General features: G+C 55.1%; 24 protein-coding genes. 19 read left to right on the top strand and 5 right to left on the bottom strand.

Annotation, left to right across the window (positions count from 1 at the left end):
* Nucleotides 1-3 precede the first annotated feature (3 nt).
* Both mobB and mobA read right to left on the bottom strand, forming a co-directional pair.
* Nucleotides 4-1,257 (bottom strand): conjugal transfer protein MobB, encoded by a 1,254-nt coding sequence (gene mobB / locus B5F34_RS13685; protein ID WP_087340141.1) that lies wholly within the window; start codon nucleotides 1,255-1,257, stop codon nucleotides 4-6.
* A complete protein-coding gene (gene mobA / locus B5F34_RS13680; RefSeq protein WP_087340138.1) occupies nucleotides 1,247-1,717 on the bottom strand; it encodes a conjugal transfer protein MobA in 471 nt (156 codons plus the stop codon). Before mobA ends, mobB begins: the two co-directional genes overlap by 11 nt.
* A gap of 596 nt (nucleotides 1,718-2,313) precedes the next feature.
* Between mobA and B5F34_RS13675 the strand changes: the two genes are divergently transcribed.
* The 5 genes from B5F34_RS13675 to B5F34_RS13655 all read left to right on the top strand — a co-directional run bounded on the left by B5F34_RS13675 (nucleotide 2,314) and on the right by B5F34_RS13655 (nucleotide 4,919).
* Complete coding sequence (locus tag B5F34_RS13675; RefSeq protein WP_087340136.1) at nucleotides 2,314-3,066, top strand: ParA family protein; 753 nt, start codon at nucleotides 2,314-2,316, stop codon at nucleotides 3,064-3,066.
* Between the two features lie 5 nt (nucleotides 3,067-3,071).
* Entirely contained in the window at nucleotides 3,072-3,488 is a 417-nt protein-coding gene (locus B5F34_RS13670; protein ID WP_087340203.1) for a DUF3408 domain-containing protein, read from the top strand.
* Between the two features lie 5 nt (nucleotides 3,489-3,493).
* The gene (locus B5F34_RS13665) at nucleotides 3,494-4,270 is read left to right on the top strand and encodes a DUF4122 family protein (protein WP_087340132.1); all 777 of its coding nucleotides are present in this window, start codon (nucleotides 3,494-3,496) and stop codon (nucleotides 4,268-4,270) included.
* A 2-nt stretch (nucleotides 4,271-4,272) separates the two neighbouring features.
* Nucleotides 4,273-4,515, top strand: coding sequence for a hypothetical protein (locus B5F34_RS13660; protein ID WP_087340129.1), 243 nt, complete (start codon nucleotides 4,273-4,275; stop codon nucleotides 4,513-4,515).
* A 71-nt stretch (nucleotides 4,516-4,586) separates the two neighbouring features.
* Entirely contained in the window at nucleotides 4,587-4,919 is a 333-nt protein-coding gene (locus tag B5F34_RS13655; protein ID WP_087340126.1) for a hypothetical protein, read from the top strand.
* A 71-nt stretch (nucleotides 4,920-4,990) separates the two neighbouring features.
* On the opposite strand, the gene B5F34_RS13650 is transcribed toward B5F34_RS13655, so the two are convergent.
* Complete coding sequence (locus tag B5F34_RS13650) at nucleotides 4,991-5,593, bottom strand: hypothetical protein (RefSeq protein WP_087340123.1); 603 nt, start codon at nucleotides 5,591-5,593, stop codon at nucleotides 4,991-4,993.
* Nucleotides 5,594-5,625: 32 nt separating this feature from the next.
* Complete coding sequence (locus tag B5F34_RS13645; protein WP_087340122.1) at nucleotides 5,626-6,162, bottom strand: SLOG family protein; 537 nt, start codon at nucleotides 6,160-6,162, stop codon at nucleotides 5,626-5,628.
* Nucleotides 6,163-6,536: 374 nt separating this feature from the next.
* Between B5F34_RS13645 and B5F34_RS13640 the strand changes: the two genes are divergently transcribed.
* The 14 genes from B5F34_RS13640 to B5F34_RS13575 are packed head-to-tail and all read left to right on the top strand — an operon-like array spanning nucleotide 6,537 to nucleotide 17,819.
* On the top strand, nucleotides 6,537-6,833 hold the full coding sequence (locus B5F34_RS13640) for a DUF4134 domain-containing protein (protein ID WP_087340119.1): 297 nt from the start codon (nucleotides 6,537-6,539) through the stop codon (nucleotides 6,831-6,833).
* A gap of 2 nt (nucleotides 6,834-6,835) precedes the next feature.
* Nucleotides 6,836-7,171, top strand: coding sequence for a DUF4133 domain-containing protein (locus B5F34_RS13635; RefSeq protein WP_087340116.1), 336 nt, complete (start codon nucleotides 6,836-6,838; stop codon nucleotides 7,169-7,171).
* Nucleotides 7,149-9,656, top strand: coding sequence for a TraG family conjugative transposon ATPase (locus tag B5F34_RS13630; protein WP_255376973.1), 2,508 nt, complete (start codon nucleotides 7,149-7,151; stop codon nucleotides 9,654-9,656). Before B5F34_RS13635 ends, B5F34_RS13630 begins: the two co-directional genes overlap by 23 nt.
* Before the next feature lie 15 nt (nucleotides 9,657-9,671).
* The gene (locus B5F34_RS13625; RefSeq protein ID WP_087340110.1) at nucleotides 9,672-10,307 is read left to right on the top strand and encodes a hypothetical protein; all 636 of its coding nucleotides are present in this window, start codon (nucleotides 9,672-9,674) and stop codon (nucleotides 10,305-10,307) included.
* 43 nt (nucleotides 10,308-10,350) lie between these two features.
* Nucleotides 10,351-10,989 (top strand): DUF4141 domain-containing protein, encoded by a 639-nt coding sequence (locus B5F34_RS13620; protein ID WP_087340105.1) that lies wholly within the window; start codon nucleotides 10,351-10,353, stop codon nucleotides 10,987-10,989.
* Nucleotides 10,990-11,006: 17 nt separating this feature from the next.
* Nucleotides 11,007-12,011, top strand: a complete 1,005-nt coding sequence (gene traJ, locus B5F34_RS13615; protein ID WP_087340102.1) for a conjugative transposon protein TraJ — start codon at nucleotides 11,007-11,009, stop codon at nucleotides 12,009-12,011.
* Nucleotides 12,012-12,038: 27 nt separating this feature from the next.
* Nucleotides 12,039-12,662, top strand: a complete 624-nt coding sequence (gene traK, locus B5F34_RS13610) for a conjugative transposon protein TraK (RefSeq protein ID WP_087340099.1) — start codon at nucleotides 12,039-12,041, stop codon at nucleotides 12,660-12,662.
* Between the two features lie 11 nt (nucleotides 12,663-12,673).
* Nucleotides 12,674-12,967, top strand: coding sequence for a TraL conjugative transposon family protein (locus tag B5F34_RS13605; RefSeq protein ID WP_087340096.1), 294 nt, complete (start codon nucleotides 12,674-12,676; stop codon nucleotides 12,965-12,967).
* Nucleotides 12,968-12,971: 4 nt separating this feature from the next.
* Nucleotides 12,972-14,264 carry a conjugative transposon protein TraM gene (traM, locus tag B5F34_RS13600; protein ID WP_087340093.1) on the top strand — a complete coding sequence of 431 codons (1,293 nt, stop codon included), beginning with the start codon at nucleotides 12,972-12,974 and terminating at the stop codon, nucleotides 14,262-14,264.
* Between the two features lie 20 nt (nucleotides 14,265-14,284).
* A complete protein-coding gene (gene traN / locus B5F34_RS13595; RefSeq protein ID WP_087340091.1) occupies nucleotides 14,285-15,265 on the top strand; it encodes a conjugative transposon protein TraN in 981 nt (326 codons plus the stop codon).
* A 2-nt stretch (nucleotides 15,266-15,267) separates the two neighbouring features.
* The gene (locus B5F34_RS13590; protein WP_087340201.1) at nucleotides 15,268-15,840 is read left to right on the top strand and encodes a conjugal transfer protein TraO; all 573 of its coding nucleotides are present in this window, start codon (nucleotides 15,268-15,270) and stop codon (nucleotides 15,838-15,840) included.
* Between the two features lie 6 nt (nucleotides 15,841-15,846).
* The gene (locus B5F34_RS13585) at nucleotides 15,847-16,722 is read left to right on the top strand and encodes a toprim domain-containing protein (protein ID WP_087340088.1); all 876 of its coding nucleotides are present in this window, start codon (nucleotides 15,847-15,849) and stop codon (nucleotides 16,720-16,722) included.
* 60 nt (nucleotides 16,723-16,782) lie between these two features.
* A complete protein-coding gene (locus tag B5F34_RS13580; protein WP_239448977.1) occupies nucleotides 16,783-17,328 on the top strand; it encodes a DUF3872 domain-containing protein in 546 nt (181 codons plus the stop codon).
* Nucleotides 17,325-17,819 carry a glycoside hydrolase gene (locus tag B5F34_RS13575; RefSeq protein ID WP_087340083.1) on the top strand — a complete coding sequence of 165 codons (495 nt, stop codon included), beginning with the start codon at nucleotides 17,325-17,327 and terminating at the stop codon, nucleotides 17,817-17,819. The genes B5F34_RS13580 and B5F34_RS13575 overlap by 4 nt, the downstream gene beginning before the upstream one ends.
* A 55-nt stretch (nucleotides 17,820-17,874) precedes the next feature.
* Here the strand turns inward: B5F34_RS13575 and B5F34_RS13570 are convergent, their stop codons facing one another.
* The gene (locus tag B5F34_RS13570; protein WP_087340199.1) at nucleotides 17,875-18,936 is read right to left on the bottom strand and encodes a DUF1848 domain-containing protein; all 1,062 of its coding nucleotides are present in this window, start codon (nucleotides 18,934-18,936) and stop codon (nucleotides 17,875-17,877) included.
* Nucleotides 18,937-19,198: the final 262 nt, after the last annotated feature.

Genomic DNA, 19,198 nt, shown 5'->3' with positions numbered 1-19,198 from the left:
CAATCAGGATATGCCGCGTGAACGGCGTCTCTTTTTCTTTTTGCGCTGTAGCCTGCGGGCAAGTGCCTCCTCCTGCGGGTCGGGGCCGTTGATATCGGGACTGAAGATCCCGAAAGCCTGCTCGATGGCACTCTCCATACTGTCGGAAAGGCTCTCCCGTTCGCCGGCATATTGTCCGTGGACTTCCGACCCGGGAAACTCCTGTGGCCTGTTAAAGAGCTGTTCGAAGGCATTGGCCGAAAACTCCTTTCCCAGACGCGAGCCGTTATAAACTTCCCTGTTCCTGTGGTCGATGAAGGTCACGCCGTAGATGCGTCCCTCCTCATTCTCCCGGAACACTGCATCAATGCCCTTTTCTCCGAGCAGCCGGATGAAGTCCTCCCGGTTGCCCCGGCAGCCGTGCATGGCCAGTGTCACATCGTCCCGTATCTTCGGCTGCCATTTCCGGTTCCTGAAATCGCGGACATTGTGGGCGATCCGTTTCTCTATGCCTTCGTAGCCGAAGCGCTTGCCGATAAGGGAAGACTTGACAGGCGTACACAACGGTTTGCCCGCGTCGTCCGTCAGGGTATAGACGACACCGTTGTAAGACATACCCTCGAACTCGCCCCTGACTGGCTTCGCCTCGATGTTGAAGCAGGACAGCAGGGCGCTGTATTCCCCGAATGTCTGGAAGCGGTAGGCGGAGAACACGCTTTTGAGGATGTTGCCAATCTGCCGTTTCACGTCCCCGTCCCTATAGTCCGCCTTTTTAAGATACGGTTCCAGCAGTTCGTTCCGCTTGTCCGCCACGGGTTTGAGCCCGAATTTGCTTTCCAATTCCCGGCAGGCCTTCATCGAGCGGTTCCATTCGTAGGCGTCGCTGATTTTCCCGCCGTCCTCCTTCACGCAGGTGGAGACGATATGGACGTGCCTGCGGCCGATGTCCTCGTGCAGATAGACGATGTAGGGCTGGTCGCCGTAACCCATCTTCCGCATGTATTCACGGGCCAGTTCAGCAAACTGCCCGTCCGTGAGGCGGTCGTCCACGGACGGGTTCAGTGAGATGTGCAGCACCGGCTTCTCCGTGTTCCTGTTGGCGGCGAGGTAGCTGTCGAAAGCCCACAGCGTCTGCTGCATGACATTGTGGGGATTTCCGGTGAGGTCGGTAATCATGCGGTTGCCCGCGATGATGCGGGCGGTGGCATCGTCCACTTTCTGCTGGTTGTAGGCGACCGCCCCGTAGAGCGATACACCCCTGTTGATTTTAGCCACCATCCCGCTGTTCCTCCTTTTTTCTTTTTATAAGGTACTCCTCCTCGAATTCCCGGGTCAGCAGGATGATCCGCTTGCCCAGCACCACCAGGTCGATGGTGGCCTTCTCCAGATTGCGGAGCAGGGCGAACGCCCGTTTTTCCCCGAAATTGGACTTGACGGCCTTCACCGTCTGGTTGTAGTTGTTGCCGATGGCCTGGAACTGATGGTAGAAATTCGTCAGGCGGATGTAGTAGTCCATCGCCGCCTTGTCGATTCTGACAATCTTCATCTCGCGTCCGAAAATCATCGCCTTGATGAATCTTGCCCGCTGTTTCATGCCCGATTTCTCGAACAGCAGCTCGAATTTTCCGTTCTCTTCCGAGGTCAGCTTGATGCCGTAACGGAATACTGCCGGGTCGGTCTTCGGCTTCCGGCCCGTGCTTCTTCTTGTCCTTCTTTTACTGTTTTCTTCCATACGCATTGGTGTTTTCTGTTGCTGTATCTTCCGTCATGGATTTCCGACTTTGGAGGAAATCCCTCCCGAGCCGCCAGGCGAGCGGCAAGTTTGTTTCGGGATGCCCGAATCATTTCGGGCTGCCCGAAACACAACTTGCTATGTTCGCTTGAACATGAATTTGCCTGAAGTCAAATTGAGTTTTGACCCTCGGCCTCATTCTTCGGCTTCGGGATTGCCCCGCAGCGGTATCCATTTCCGTTTCCGGTGCAAAGTTATGGCGGTTTATCTTGCTGTAAAATAGCGTGTTATATGTAATATAATGTCATATGGTGACACAGGTCGTCACCACCTCCGGATGATGGTGGTTATTCGGAAAAATCCCCTTTTATTTGCAGTGCGGACGGTTGCAACAGACAGGTCAGTACCTGTTTCCCTGTTGTTCTGTCGGTTTGTGTAACCGGCTGTTGCAGTGCACAGACAGACATTGATCGGGTTATTGGTCTGTTGCAACCGATGACGTTTGGTTTGTCGGTTGGTGCGCACCATACAACCGTATCACCAAGCAAGCAGACAACAGACAGATAAGACAACCGTGTAACAAACAATTAAAACAATCAGTTATGAAGAAGAACCCGTTATTCGTTGCCGTGAGCAACCAGAAAGGAGGAGTAGGCAAAAGTACGATGCTTGTAACGCTTGCCAGTCTCCTGAACTATTCGATGGACAGGAATATCGCCATCGTTGACTGTGATTCCACCCAGCGCAGCCTGTTCAATCTGAGGGAACGTGATATGGAAATGGTGGAGAAGAACAAAAGGTATATGGTCCAGCTTGATGAGCAGAGGCTTAGAGGCCGCAGGATTTATCCTATCCGAAGGGCAAGGCCGGAGGATGCACGTCAGATTGCCGGAGAACTTGCGGAAACCGGTGATTATGACATCATTTTCATAGACTTGCCAGGGACAATGGATGTGTCAGGTGTCTTGCAGACCATTTTCAATGTGGACTATGTGCTGACTCCCATTGCCGCCGACAATTTTGTCATGGACAGCAGTTTCAGTTTTGCAAGCAGTGTCATGAAGTTCACGAGGGAACGGAAGGATATTCCCTTGAAAGATGTATTTCTGTTCTGGACCAAGGTCCGAAGGAGAAGCAATACCGAAGTGCTCAACAATTACATGGCACTGATGAAGAAACAGGGACTTAAAGTTCTGGATTCCACCATCCCTGATTTGTGTCGTTATGAGAAGGAGCTTTCCTCGTCCTCCAGGACATTTTTCCGTTGTTCTCTTCTGCCTCCTCCGGCAGGACAGCTCAAGGGCAGCGGTTTGCAGGAACTGGCCGACGAATTGATTGTAAAACTTAATTTTTAATGAATATGGCAAAGAAGATCGTGAAAGTGGATGAGGATGCTGTCCGTGGGTATATGGTAGCCGCCATGACCGACAAGCCCGGCAGGAATGACAATGCCAGGGAAGAGGATACATCTTCTGATGTGGAGTCCGGGCCGGAACCTGTCGGGGATACCGTGCCGGACAGACCGAAGACGCGCAGGAAACGTGAGTCGGACAGTGGCTTCCGACAGAAATATCTGGTGAATACCCCCATGCCGGGACGTATTCAGGTGTATCTTAACCGTAAGCTGTACGACGAGATAAAGAACTATCTTCATGTTATAGCTCCGGAGGTTAGCATTTCAAGTTATATCAGCAATATCATTGCGGAGCATATCGAACTTAACATAGATGAAATTACCCAAATGTATAAGGAACGTTTTTCACCCCCTAAAATTTGAAAGTTATGGAAATGTCAGTAATTTATTTTTCAGTAAAGTTGGTATCAGCCATCTACATATTGCATAAAGTGTGGGCAATCATTTTCTGCCCTGTGTCGTATGATTTCTGGGACAGGCTTCTTCGTCATGTCCGCCGTATACGTGTTGGACTGTGGAGGAAACGGAAAAAGCGCATCGTGGAGAAAGCGGGAAAGAATTCCGGGAAAACCTTTGCCGGAGACAGCCGGGGTGCGGCTGTAAAGGATGATACAGGCTCGCCTGCACGGGTGGACAATGATACGAACGATGACGTGATCGGAAAGACAAACATTGTATATCTGGAGGACCCGGATATGGCCCGCAGGATACCTGTACGTACTATGGAACTGGAGAAGGTCGCAATCGACCAGGATGAAGAGATTAACCCGGATGACGTGGAAAACGGAATCGGTCCCGGTAACGGATTGACGGAATCGGACAGACAGGACCTCATGGCTTCCGAGGATTCCATACCTGACCCTGAGTTCTCCAAGCCTCTTACTTTTGAGGAACTGAATAATGTGGCAGAGGTATTGATGTCCGCCACGGACGACCGGAAAAACATTCAGGCTGCCGCAGAAACCCTGTACCGTCTTCAGGATACGGATCTGTTCGGATTCTTTTCCACTGAGATAAGTACAACCGCCCAGGTCGAAAAATTGCTGAAGGAGCATCTGGACTCCTCTGGACGACTGCTGTCTGAAACGGAAGTTTCAAAGCGGAATTCAAAAAGGAATGTCATTGATTGGAACAAGTATATGTAAATATGGAACAGACTGTTAAACGTAAAGGCACAGGTTCTGAAAACCCTTCGTCAGAAAATTCAGCCGGACATAGAGCTGTCTTGATATTGTCGGATGATGATATTCAGGATTTTGTCAGAAAGGAAAAGGAGAATATGCAGAAAATAGGAGTGTCGTTGGACAATATGATGGATCAAATCAATAAGGTACCGGAATATGTCACGGACAATTCGGATGAGTCATTTGATATTGGAAAATATGTTTAAGTTAAATAGCCCTATATATCATTGGTTCGGGATAATTTGTCGTTATTTTGCAATCAGATAAAGAAAGGTTTATGGCAGTAACAAAAGCGATATTGGAAAAATGGGTGGTTGCTCAGAAGCATCACCGTCTGTCGGACAGGCATGTGCAGATGGCACGTGAACTTGGTCTGAATCCTGACAAACTCGGGAAGATTGATAACCACAGGCAGGAGCCGTGGAAAGCTCCCCTGCCGCAGTTCATTGAGAGTATCTATTTGAAACGCTTCAAGCGTGAGGAGCCGGAAACGGTCAGGCCGCTGAAGCAGATGTTAAAGGATATGGAGATCAAGAAACAGCAGCGGAAAAAGGAAAAGGACAGACGGCGCAAGGAACGGGATGCCGCCTCTTCCGCTGCGGCAGAATAAGCCGCGTATGTGGAAAATGCTGACTTCATCCCCCTGTTTTTTAGCCCAAGAAAAGCAGGGGGATTTTCATGTCATTCCACGTCGGTTTGCAGGTGTCCCATATCGATGAAGCGGACATAATCCTCCGCATAGGCGAAACCGTCATCATTGATGCGTTCCGCCAGTTCATCCGGTGTCAGGCATTCCACCTCATAAAGCGTCCCGTCTTCCGGGTCGTCCGTATTGCGGACCGGTGACTCCTGCCACATCCGGACCAACTTTTCATCGGGCACATCCCGTCCCGCCAGGCCGCAACTCCATACAAAGGCACGGATGTCCGTCCCTTTCTCCGGCCAAGTTTCCGCAACGGAACCCTCACGTTCTTCCGGGCACAGTTCAAGATACCTCTCCCAAAGGGTGACGAGCCATTCGATATTGATTTCACGCAGGTGTCTGGAAGTGAAGCGTTCCCCCGTCTGCGGATTGTACAATGTACAGTTTCCGTCCTTCCGGATGTCCAGCAGGCGGTACATGGTATATACCGGACTGTCGCCTTCCTCTTCCACGAATACGGTATGCGGCAGCCATCCTTCGGGCTTTTTCCCAATGCGACAGAGTGCGGACACCAGCTGTTTTTCCACCTGCCGGAGCAGTTCCTGCGGATGTATGAATTTCCGATTGCCTGTTCTTCTCATATTTACACAGTATTTATTCATGTTTTTCCGGTTTACAAGTCCGTCACTTTGGTTATTTCCTCGCCCGTGTACAGGTTGATGACTGTACGTCCCCTTTCCACAGCCTTCCTGACGGTATGGTAAGTGCCGCCCTCACGGACATTGTCCCAATAGGCTATCACGAGGGAGGCACGGCTGACCATGTACTCGTCCCGGCGCAGGTAGCACCCCCTGTAGTAATTTTCGGAGAGCATGACCACCCTGTCCGCCTGTCCGAGCAGTTCACGGTAAAGCAGTTGGTCCTGCGGGTCAAACCATGCGGGCTGGCTCCTGAAAGGAATCGCCGCCACCAACACTATATCTTCATAGTGTTCTCTCAGTTTTATGACCGCTTCCGCCGCCGTCATGTCGAACCCTTCGGCAAACCCCGAATAGAATTCCCGGAATCCTTGTCCGTACAGGTACATGACCATGTCCGCGACTTTTTCCCTGATTTGCCCGGCCAGGACCCGGTTGTCCGCATCGCCCCGCAGCATCCTTTTCGTCCTGTGGCCTGTAAACGCCGCCACTTTCCTTTCTTCCATGTTCATACGCTTCTGTTATTTTTAGTTTAACCTGCCCCGGCGTCTGCCGGAGTTTAATTCCTTACCGGCCCTACAGCCCCGTGTCCGGTATGCGGCAAGGCCTGGCGGGAGAAAATACCGTAAGCGGAGCGCGGAAGATTTTCTCCCAGGCAGCCGGGTACCGGTCCGCCTTGCCGCATCCGTCAGGACACGGGGATACCTTTGCGGTAAGGATATTAAAGGACGTCTTACATACTGTTTTCTCCTGCCGGGAGTACCCTGTCGGTGTAACGTGACGACACCTGGTGACACATATCGACAGACTTGTAAATCAACAAATTACACGCTATATATTCGCAGTCGAAATCATTTTTTGTCTCACCAATTAAAAGTTTCGACGCATGAAAAAAAGATTCATTTTCGCAGCCGCGCTGCTGCTTGCAACGACAGGGGCTTTCGCCCAGGGTAACGGTATCGGTGGCATCACGGAAGCCACCAACATGGTCACTTCCTATTTCGACCCGGGAACCAAGCTGATTTATGCGATAGGAGCCGTGGTCGGCCTTATCGGAGGCGTGAAGGTCTATTCCAAGTTCTCGTCCGGCGACCCGGACACTTCCAAGACGGCGGCCTCATGGTTCGGTGCCTGTATATTCTTAATCGTGGCGGCCACCATCCTCCGCTCATTCTTCCTGTGATTATGTCGGAGTACACGGTCAACAAGGGGATCGGGCGCAGCCCGGAGTTCAAGGGGCTGAAAAGCCAGTACCTGTTCATCTTCGCCGGCGGGCTGCTCGCCCTGTTCGTGGTGTTCGTCATCATGTACATGGCGGGCATCGACCAGTGGGTGTGCATCGGTTTCGGCACCGTCTGCGCCTCGGCGCTCGTATGGGTGACTTTCCGCCTGAACGCGAAGTACGGTGAATGGGGACTGATGAAGCTCCGGGCGCTGCGCCGCCATCCCCGCTACATCATCAACCGGAGGAGTTTCTTCCGGCTGTTTTTCCCGAACCATCAAAAAAGAAGAAACGTATGAGAAACATCATGAAAGCCGCTTCCCGCTGATGGCCGTCGAGCACGGGTGCATCATCAGCAAGGACGCGGATATCACCGTGGCCTACAGGGTGGAGCTTCCGGAGGTGTTCACGCTGACCCGCGCCGAGTATGAGGCCCTTCATTCCACCTGGGTAAAGGCCGTCAAGGTCCTGCCGGACTACAGCATCGTGCACAAGCAGGACATCTTCATCGAGGAGAGCTACAGGCCGGACACCTGCGGGGAGGACCGGAGTTTCCTCAGCCGCAGTTTTGAAAGGCACTTCAATGAGCGGCCATACCTGAACCACACCTGCTACCTGTTCCTGACCAAGACCACGAAGGAGCACAGCCGCACGACAAGCAGCTTCAACGCCCTCACGCGCGGGTTCATCATCCCCAAGGAGATTCAGGACAAGGATACCGTGACACGGTTCCTGGAATGCTGCGGGCAGTTCGAGCGCATCGTGAACGACAGCGGCCTGGTCCGCATGGTCCGGCTGACAGACAGGGAGATTACCGGCACGGAAACTTCGGCGGGCATCATCGAGAAGTATTTCTCGCTCTCGCAGGACGACACGGCCTGCCTGCAGGACATCACCCTCGGAGCGGGGGAAATGAAGGTCGGGGACAGCCTGCTCTGCCTGCACACGCTGTCCGGGACGGAAGACCTGCCGTCGTCCGTGGGTACGGACAGCCGGTATGAACGGCTGTCCACGGACCGCAGCGACTGCCGCCTCTCCTTTGCCGCGCCGATAGGCATCCTGCTCACGTGCAACCACATCGTGAACCAGTATGTCTTCATCGACAATTCCGCCGACACGCTGAAAAGGTTCGAGCAGACCGCCAGGAACATGCACTCGCTTTCCCGCTACAGCCGTTCCAACCAGATCAACAAGGAATGGATAGACGAATACCTGAACGAGGCGCACAGCAAGGGACTCACTTCCGTGCGTGCGCACTGCAACGTCTTTGCCTGGAGCGACGAGAGGGAGAAGCTCAAGCGCATCAAGAACGACGTGGGCAGCCAGCTCGCCCTGATGGAGTGCAAGCCCCGCCACAACACCGTGGACGTGCCGGCCCTGTTCTGGGCGGCGATACCGGGCAATGCGGGCGATTTCCCCTCGGAGGAGAGTTTCCACACCTTCATCGAGCAGGCCCTGTGCCTGTTCGTCGGGGAGACTTCCTACCGGGACTCGCTCTCGCCCTTCGGCATCCGTATGGTGGACCGCCTGACCGGAAAGCCCGTGCATCTGGACATCTCCGACCTGCCCATGAAGAACGGAACGATCACCAACCGCAACAAGTTCATCCTCGGGCCTTCCGGCAGCGGGAAGTCTTTTTTCACCAACCACATGGTGCGCCAGTATTTCGAGCAGGGAGCCCATGTGCTGCTGGTGGATACCGGAAACTCCTACCAGGGGCTCTGCGACCTTATCCATGCGCGTACACACGGCGAGGACGGCATCTATTTCACCTACGAGGAGAGCGACCCGATCGCCTTCAATCCTTTCTATGTAGAGGACGGGGTCTTCGACATCGAAAAGAAGGAGTCAATCAAGACGCTTATCCTCACCCTGTGGAAACGGGACGACGAGCCGCCGACACGCGCCGAGGAGGTGGCGCTCTCGAATGCGGTCAATCTCTTTCTGGAAAAGATACGCACGGACAGTACGGTCATCCCGTCCTTCAACACGTTCTATGAGTTCATCCGTGACGAGTACCAGGAAATCCTGAAGAACAAACGCACCCGCGAGAAGGACTTTGACGTGTGGGGATTCCTGAACGTGCTGGAGCCTTATTACAAGGGCGGCGAGTATGACTTCCTGTTAAATTCCGACAGACAGCTCGACCTGCTCGGAAAGCGGTTCATCGTTTTCGAACTGGACAACATCCGTGACAACAAAGTACTGCTACCTGTTGTCACCATCATCATCATGGAAACCTTTATAAGCAAGATGCGAAAACTGAAAGGAATCCGGAAGATGATTCTTATTGAGGAATGTTGGAAGGCATTGGCATCCGCTAATATGAGTAACTACATCCGCTATTTGTTCAAGACGGTCCGTAAGTTCTTCGGCGAGGCTGTGGTGGTCACACAGGAGGTGGAGGACATCATCTCGTCTCCCATCGTCAAGGGCACCATCATCAACAACAGCGACTGCAAGATCCTGCTGGACCAGCGTAAGTATATGAACAAGTTTGACGAGATCCAGTCCCTGCTCGGCCTTACCGACAAGGAACGGGCACAGATCCTCTCCATCAACATGGCCAACAGCCCTTCCCGGAAATACAAGGAAGTGTGGATCGGGCTGGGCGGGACGCAATCGGCGGTCTATGCCACCGAAGTATCGCCCGAAGAGTACTATACGTACACGACCGAGGAAACGGAAAAGCTTGAGCTGGTGCGGCTTACCCGAAAACTTGGAGGCAACATAGAGTTGGCCATCAGGCAACTGGCGGCTGACAGACGGAATGACAAACATTAAAAAGGAAATTCAACTATGGACAACAATTCAAAGAAAGACACATGGAAATGGCTTGACAGGAACGCTGCGGAATATCTTTATGCGTATCTGACAATGGGAGCTGGAATCCCGGAACCGGTCCGGAAACATTTCGGGTTCGACGGGGACTATCTGCTCTATGAAAAGATCAACGGGATGGACTGCGACGAATACCGCAGGCAGTGGCAGGAAGGCCGGCTCCCGGACGTGCTGGAGGTGGACGCGAGGCTGACCAGCGCGGTGGAAAAAGCCTTCGAGAGCGTCTGCCGCCGTCCTCCCGACCCGTATCTTGACAGGCTGAACGAGGAACTGGAATGTCTGGGAAGGATTGCCGCCTCTCCGGATTCCGTCCACGACATCATCCATGTCACCCCGTCCTTTCTTGCCAAATACGGCATTGACAAGGGAAGTCCGGGAGATGCCGTATCCCGCCAGGCGGAAAAGGCGTACCGGGAACTGGACGCCCGCTTCGTGAAGATGACCGGCCGGAGGCCGTATGCCGACGAGTTCTTCCACCTGCTCAAAGGAGAACGGGCCAAGGCGGAACAGTCCGCATCCCGTGACGCCGCCCCGCGCAGGAAACCCCGGATTTTCATCAGGCCCGGGACGAAAGGGCGGAAACGGGGACTATGAATTTACAGCAAACCGATTTACCAACAATTAAAATCAGATGACAATGAATACAAAAACAAGAATCATTACGGCATTATGCCTGTTCTGCCTGCTGTCGGCGGGCAGGGCGCACGCCCAGTGGGTGGTGACAGATCCCGGGAATCTTGCCCAGGGTATCATCAACGCCGCCAAGAACATCGTGCACACATCCTCGACGGCCGGAAACATGCTGAAGAATTTTCAGGAGACCGTGAAAATCTACCAGCAGGGCAAGGAGTATTATGACGGGCTGAGGAAAGTGAAGAACCTCGTGCGGGACGCCCGCAAGGTGCAGCAGACCATCCTGATGGTCGGCGACATCACGGAAATCTACGTGACCAGCTATGAGCGTATGCTGAGTGACCCCTATTTCACGCCGGAGGAGCTGAGCGCCATCGCCCTCGGCTACACGAAGCTTCTGGAGGAGAGCGCCCACCTGCTGACGGACCTGAAGACGGTGGTCAACGAGAACGGCCTCTCGATGAACGACAAGGAACGCATGGACATCATCGACCGGTGCTATACGGACATGCTGCAATACCGCAGCCTGGTGCAGTACTACACCAACAAGAACATCGGCGTGTCCTACCTGCGTGCCAAGAAGCAGAACGACCTGGACCGCGTGATGGCCCTCTACGGCTCACCCAATGAACGCTATTGGTAATTCAAGATGTATGGCTTATGGTATTGTTGGCTGTGAGTTTTGACAATCTGCACCAGATCCTGCAGAGCCTGTACACGGACATGATGCCGCTCTGCTCGCAGATGACCGGAGTGGCCAAGGGCCTTGCCGGACTGGGCGCCCTGTTCTATGTGGCGTACCGCGTCTGGCAGTCGCTGGCGAGGGCCGAGCCGGTGGACGTGTTCCCGCTGCTCCGTCCGTTCGCCCTGGGCATCTGCATCATGTTCTTCCCGACAATCGTGCTGGGCACGCTCAACAGCGTCCTGTCGCCCATTGTGACCGGAACGCACAGGATACTGGAAACGCAGACCTTCGACATGAACGAGTACAGGGAGCAGAAGGACAGGCTGGAGTTCGAGGCGATGCGGAGGAATCCCGAGACGGCCTACCTGGTGGACAAGGAGGCGTTCGACAACAAGCTGGACGAATTGGGAGCTTTGGACGCAATTGAGGCCTGCGGGATGTATGTGGACCGCGCGATGTACAACATGAAGAAGTCCGTGCAGAATTTCTTCCGCGAGTTGCTGGAACTGATGTTCAATGCCGCCGCGCTGGTCATCGACACGCTCAGGACATTCTTCCTGATCGTGCTTTCCATACTGGGTCCCATCTCGTTCGCCCTGTCCTGCTGGGACGGCTTCCAGGCCTCGCTCTCCCAGTGGTTCGTGCGCTACATCAGCATCTACCTGTGGCTGCCCGTCTCTGACCTGTTCAGCAGCGTCCTGGCCCGCATCCAGGTGCTGATGCTCCAGAAGGACATCGAGCAGCTGTCCGACCCCACATTCATACCGGACGGCTCCAACGCCGTGTACATCACGTTCCTCATCATCGGCATCATCGGGTATTTCACCATCCCGACCGTGGCGAACTGGATCGTGCAGGCAGGCGGAGGGGCAGGCAATTATGGGAAGAACGTGAGCCAGACTGCATCCAAGACGGGGGCCGTGGTGGCGGGCACCGCCGGTGCCGCCGTGGGCAACGTGGCAGGAAGGCTGTTCAAGTAATGACAAACAATCTAAAACAGCAAAAGAATGGAATTCAAATCATTGACAAATATCGAGACCAGCTTCCGGCATCTGCGCCTTTTCGGAATCGTCTATCTGGGTGTATGCACCCTGCTTGTGGGCTTCTCCGTATGGAAGGCTTACAGTTTCGCCGAAGCCCAGCGTCAGAAAATCTATGTGCTGGACGAGGGAAAGTCGCTCATGCTCGCCCTCTCGCAGGACCTGGAACAGAACCGTCCCGTCGAAGCGAGGGAGCATGTCAGACGCTTTCATGAGCTGTTCTACTCGCTCGCGCCCGACAAGGATGCCATCGAAAGCAACATCCAGCGGGCCATGTTCCTGAGCGACCGTTCAGCCTATACCCACTATGTGGACCTGGCGGAACAGGGGTACTACAACCGCGTCATCTCGGGCAATGTGAACCAGCGAATCAAGGTGGACAGCGTCAGGTGCGACTTCAACGCCTACCCGTATGGCGTCACTACCTATGCCCGGCTTTTCATCATCAGGGAGAAAAGCGTCACGGAGCGGAGCCTCGTGACGCAGGGACGGCTGCTCAATTCCACACGCAGCGACAACAACCCGCACGGGTTCATCCTGGAGGCGTTCCGCGTGCTGGAGAACAGGGATATCAGAATGTATGACAGATAAAATCAAGAATCATGGGAAAAATGTATGTAAGAATCAAGGATTTCATCGGGGGCAGGCTGCGCGGCCTGTGCGACAGGCTCAGCCCCCGGCAGAGAACGGCGACCGTTCTCGTGGCGGCCGCACTTTTCGCACTGGGCAACTTCTATATGATTTTCCGTGCGGTATATGACATCGGACGGGAGGATGCCCGAAGGGAGGTCATCAGGATAGAGCCTCTCGACATTCCGGATATTGTCCCGGCCGATTCCCTTTCCGACGGGCGGATACGGGAGATGGAGGAATTCTTTAACCAGTTCAACAGGTAAGGCCATGAGTACGGACGCAGAAAGATTGAAACAGAAGCAGAAAGTCAGGAAATATCTGGTTTTCACCGGTATGTTCCTGCTGTTCCTCGGATGCATGTGGCTGATTTTCGCACCGTCGGAAAAGGACAGGCAGGAAGAGGAAAGGAAGACGGGCTTCAATGCCGAGCTTCCCGCCCCGAGGGGCACCGGCATCGAGGCGGACAAGATGGCCGCCTACGAACTGGATGACATGAGACGCAGGCAGGAGGAGAAGATGCGCACGCTGGCTGACTTCTCCGCCCTGGCAGATGAACGCAGGCAGGAGAATGTCCCGGAACCGGATATGGCGGAGGATGCCGTCCGTGAAAGCGGAAGCCGGCAGCACCGGGGCGGCGGGAACGGCAGGGCGGAAGCTTTCGCTTCTTCCGCCTCGGCCTACAACGACATCAACGCCACGCTCGGAAGTTTTTACGAGAGTCCGGAGGAAGATCCGGAGAAGGAGGCCCTGAAAGCCGAGGTGGAACAGCTCCGCCAGGCGGCTGCGCAGCAGAACGCCGGACCGAGCTACGAGGAGCAGGTGGCCCTGCTGGAGAAGTCCTACGAGCTGGCCGCCAGGTACATGCCGGCGGGCGGCAGTACGGGAACTGCGGACAACCCTGAGGAGGAAAGTCCGTCAAAGGGCAGGAAGGCGGAAGCCGTTCCCGTAGGGCTGGTCTCCGCTCCGGTGGTGTCATTCCTTCTTCAGCCTGTCACTGATTCGGTACAGCTTACGAGACTGCTTTCCGCAGCGGATGCGGGCTTCCACACGGCTGTGGGCGATGCCGGGACACAAGCGGCCAGGAACACCATCCGTGCCTGTGTGCACGGCGACCAGACCGTCATCAGCGGGCAGAGCGTGCGCCTCAGGCTGCTGGAGGCCATGCGTGTCGGCGGGCATGTCCTGCCACGGAACACCCTGCTCACGGGTGAAGGACGCATCCAGGGAGAGCGCCTTGACATCCGGATTCTCCAGGTCGAGTATGGCGGCACCGTCATTCCGGTGGAACTGGCCGTGCTGGACAGCGACGGACAGGCGGGGATATTCATTCCCGGCTCGATGGAAGCGGACGCGGTCAGGGAAGTGGCCGCCAACTTGGGACAGAACCTCGGCACGACCATCTCCATCACCAACCAGTCGGCGGGAGACCAGCTCCTGTCCGAACTCGGGAGGGGCGCCATACAGGGCGTGTCGCAATACATTTCCAGGAAGATGCGCGAAGAGAAGGTGCATCTCAAGTCTGGATATACGCTGATGCTGTATCAGGACAATAATCAATAACCAATTAAAATTCAACGGACATGAAAAAGATTTTTGTAATGCTTGCCCTCATTTCGGGCGCCACGGCCGCTTCCGCACAGGAAACGGCGGATTCTACGCAGACCGCTGCGGACAGTATCACCCTCGTGGAGGACATCTATCCCGGACAGGAGGACGGGGACATCTACCACGGCCTGTCACGGAAACTCACCTATGACCGCATGATCCCGCCTTACGGCCTGGAAGTGACATACGGGAAGACCACCCACATCATCTTCCCCTCGGCGGTGCGCTATGTGGACCTCGGTTCCCCGAACCTGATCGCTGGCAAGGCAGACGGTGCGGAGAATGTCATCCGCGTCAAGGCCACGGTGAAAAACTTCCGGGAAGAGACCAACATGTCGGTGATTACGGAAAGCGGCAGTTTCTACACGTTCAATGTGAAGTATGCCGACGAGCCGCTGCTGCTGAACATCGAGATGAAGGACTTCATCCATGACGGCAGTGAAGTGAACCGTCCGAACAACGCCATGGACATCTATCTGAAGGAGCTCGGCAGCGAGTCGCCGAAGCTGGTGCACCTGATCGCCAAGGCCATCCACAAGGACAACAGGCGTCACGTCAAGCATGTAGGCAGCCAGGCTTTCGGCATCCAGTACCTGCTGCGGGGGCTTTACACGCACAACGGCCTGCTCTATTTCCACACGCAGGTCAGGAATACTTCGAATGTGCCCTATGACGTGGATTTCATCACGTTCAAGATCGTGGACAAGAAGGTGATGAAGCGCACGGCCATCCAGGAACAGGTCATTTTCCCGCTGCGTGCCTACAACTATGCCACCGTCGTAGCCGGGAAAAAGGAGGAGCGCACCGTCTTCGTCTTCGACAAGTTCACCATCCCGGCGGACAAGATGCTGGTGGTGGAGATGCACGAGAAGAGCGGAGGACGGCACCAGACCTTCACCGTGGAGAGTGAGGATATCGTGAGAGCGAGGGTCATCAACGAACTTAAAGTGAGATGACCATGAAGAGATATCTGTTTTTGCTTGCCGTCTGCGTATCGCTTGCCCTGTCCTCGGGGCAGGCATACGCCCAACGGTACCTGCCCGGGATGAAGGGCGTGGAACTCAGGGGAGGCTTTGCCGGGGGCTCGAAATCCCCGATGAACTGGTACACGGGATTCGCCGTGTCAGGATATACGAAGAAGGCCGACCGGTGGGTAGCCGGCGCCGAATACCTGCAGAGGAATTATGATTACCGTGGAAATTCCATTCCCCGTGCGCATTTCACGGCGGAGGGCGGTTACTATCTGAAGTTCCTGTCCGACCCGACAAGGACATTCTTCCTGTCCGTCGGCGGTTCGGCATTGGCCGGCTATGAGACGGTGAACTGGGGCGGGAGGATGATGCCCGACGGCTCCATGCTGCTTGACAGGGATGCCTTTGTCTATGGCGGTGCCCTGACGCTGGAGCTTGAGACTTACATTACGGACCGTATCGTGCTGCTTGCGAATGTCCGCGAGCGTGCCCTGTGGGGAAGCTCGCTCGGGGTGTTCACGACGCAGTTCGGTCTGGGACTGAAATTCATCATCAATTAAAAGCCTATGGACATAGAGATGATAAGAGGCATTCCCATCGAGGAATTCCTGTCCCGTCTGGGACATGAGCCTGTCAGACGGCACGGGGACGAGTGCTGGTATTCGTCACCCTGCCGGGAGGAAAGGACGCCGTCGTTCCATGTGAACACCCGCAAGGGGGTCTGGCATGACTTCGGGACCGGACGTGGCGGTGATATCTTCACCCTTGCCCGGGAACTTGCGGGCTGTGGCGGCTTCATGGAGCAGGCCCGATTCATCGCCGGAGTATATGGAGGTTCGCTGCCGGCTCTCTCCAAGCTGCCCGGACCGGGGAAAGGGACGGGGACGGCAAAACGGAAAGAGTCCCCTCGGTTCGAGGAGGTAGCCTGCGGGCCTTTGTACAGCCGTGCCCTGCTCGGCTACCTGAAGGAACGCGGGATTCCTGCGGACATCGCCCTTCCGCACTGCGAGGAGGTGCGGTTCCGGCTGTACGGAAAGAAGTATTTTGCCGTGGGGTTCCGGAATCTGGGCGGCGGTTACGAGCTGCGGACACGCTTCATGAAATGGTGCCTGCCGCCCAAGGACCTGTCCGGCATATTCAACGGATCCGCCACCTGCAACCTGTTCGAGGGCTTCATGGACTACCTCTCGTGGATGGTGCTCGGCATCAGTTGCGGCGAGGACTATATCGTCCTCAATTCGGTGGCGCTGCTTGAACGGGCGTATCCCTATCTTGACAGGTATGGAAAGATAAGATGCTACCTTGACAACGATGATGCGGGGAGGAGGACACTGAAGGCTTTGCAGAAGCGGTATGGAGACCGTATAGACGACTGTTCCGACATGTATGCCGGCTGCAAGGACCTGAACGAATACCTCCGGAAGAATTTCCCGATTGAATAAGACAATAGTTTACAAACCGTTAAAACAAGAATCATTATGGACAAAAAGACCAACAAGAAGATGGGGCTTCTGGCCCTTTTGGCCCTGACGGGGCTGGCGGTGTGCCTGCTCGCTTCCTGCGAGGACAGCCTTGACGTGCAGCAGTCATACCCCTTTACGGTGGAGACCATGCCGGTTCCTGCCCGTATCGTGAAAGGCGAGACCGTGGAAATCAGATGCGAGCTCAAGCGCGAGGGGCGCTTCAAAGATGCCCGCTATACCGTCCGTTATTTCCAGCCGGACGGCGAGGGCACGTTGCGCATGGACGACGGGATGGTGCTGCTGCCCAACGACCGCTATCCGCTGGACAGGGAGGTGTTCCGCATGTACTATACTTCGGAATGCGAGGACCAGCAGAGCATCGACATCTATTTCGAGGACAACAGCGAGCCCGCGCAGCTCTGCCTGCTGACTTTCGACTTCAACAATGAGAGCGATGACGGAGAGGAAGGCGGGGATGCCGCCGGCAAAGGGGACACCGGCACCCAGGTCATGGTGCAGCCCGGCGATACGGCCGTTGTCCTTCATCCTGCCGCCGGCCTGATAAGCAAACCCGTGCTGCCATGAGGATCGGAATACTGGCTGCCGTCTGCCTTTTGAGTATGCCGTTACGGGCAGAAAATCCGGTAAAGGAAGGACAGGACAAGTTCAATCTGGCCGTCGAGTGCATCAAGCGGTTCGAGGGTTGGCATGGTGAAAAGAAGCATTGGCCTTACGTAGGTTGGGGACACAAGGTACTGCCCGGAGAAAAGTTCACCAACAGCATCACCAAAGCCCAGGGTGATTCTATTCTGAGGGCGGATTTGCACAAGCTGTGCCGCATGTTCAGTTATCTGGGGCGCGATTCCCTGCTCGTCAGCGTATTGGCCTACAATGTGGGGGCTTACCGCCTCAAGGGGTACGGGAAGATGCCCAAAAGCCGGCTGTTGGAGAAGCTGGAAGCCGGAGACCGGAACATCTACAGGGAGTATGTTTCCTTCCGGTGTTACCGGGGCAAGGTGGTACCGAGCATCGAACGCAGAAGAAAGGTGGAATACATGCTGCTTTTTGAGGAGTAGAAGAAAAGGGAGGACCTGGCGGTTGCGGCCGTCTGGTTCTCCCTTGTTTTTCAGGTCATTTTCCCGTAATCGTTTCACCTGTCGGATGTTTCAGGTGCATCTTCCAGTTGTCCGTCGCCGCCCGCTTGCTTGCGTTGGCATAGCAGTATTCGCAAAGGTGGGGGCAGGTGTTGTATTCCCCGATGTCCTTGGAGACCATGCAGCCGCAAGCCGTCCGCTGTCCCGGGTCTTTCCGGTGGTTGCTGATGAAATATCTGTTGCCGGGGAGCAGCACCGCGCCGTAAGGCAGGGCGTTCATGTCGAAGTCCGGTCCGGGCTGTTCCTGGACACAGATTCCCATTGCCGACATCAGCTCCCTGTCTTTCCACGCCAGCCGCGCGATCAGGTCTCCGTCTATGCACCGGTTGCGCGATATCCGGTATCTGCCAAGGTCCAGGTTCTCGCCGCAGGTGGCCAGTTCCAGGCGCCAGCCCTTGTCGCGGTTCAGGCGGGAAAGTCTTCCGGCCAGTTCTTCCATGGACTGCCTGTCCCATTCACGGTACGGGATACCGCTGCCATCCATGTTGGCCTTGACCCTCCGGTAGGTGGCTATGTCCGCGAAGCTGAACACGAGTTTTTCCGTGCAGCCGTGTATCTCCGTTCCTATCCGCTCAATCTTTTTCAGCAAGGTGTCTATGGAAATGCCGTCCGTCAGTATCAGCGGGTCGAACCGCCAGATGACCGCTTCCTTACCCAGTATTTCGGAAAGGGCCTTGAAAGTACCGATACGTTCCTCCAACGGGGGGATTCCGGTCTCCAACCCGTCCTCCTCATAGTCGTTCAGGGTGAACTGGACATAGCAGCCGATGCCTTTTTCTTTCAGGACAGGCAGGTAAGGCAGGAGCGGTTTCGGGTTTTTCGACCAGAAGACGATGAATCTCGTGTTCTGGAAGGACACGTAGCTTTTCATCCCGTTGAAAGGGTTGTTCCAGACGGAATATCCGGCTTCAAGCCGGTGAAAGAACCAGTCCGCGTAGAAAGCGGGGATGTCGGTGCTTCTGCTCGCGGATATGATTTCAGGAGCCTGGGCTTCCACGCTCAGGCCGTTTATATTCAATGTGACTTTTTTCCAGGCCATGGTAATCTGTTTTATAGGGTTAAAGGACAAACATCCTTGCGGATGCCTGTCCTGACTGTTTTTATGTTTCTCTTTGCCCATGCAAAGGTAGCATGGATGGCTTACATGTCCAATGGAACCGCTTCCTGTATTTCAACCTCTTCCGGCAGCCGGGAGAGCAGGAGCTCCGCCATCGCCCCGTATATGGACCTTGAACCCTATGCGGAGAATGTCTTCATCTCGCTGGTAAAGAAAAATGAAAGCGGAAATGAAAGTGCAGACT

This window comes from Mediterranea sp. An20, from assembly GCF_002160055.1.
Taxonomy (GTDB): domain Bacteria; phylum Bacteroidota; class Bacteroidia; order Bacteroidales; family Bacteroidaceae; genus Bacteroides; species Bacteroides avicola.
Note: the sequence above shows the minus strand (reverse complement) of the source record. Positions and strands in the feature narration are given on the sequence as shown.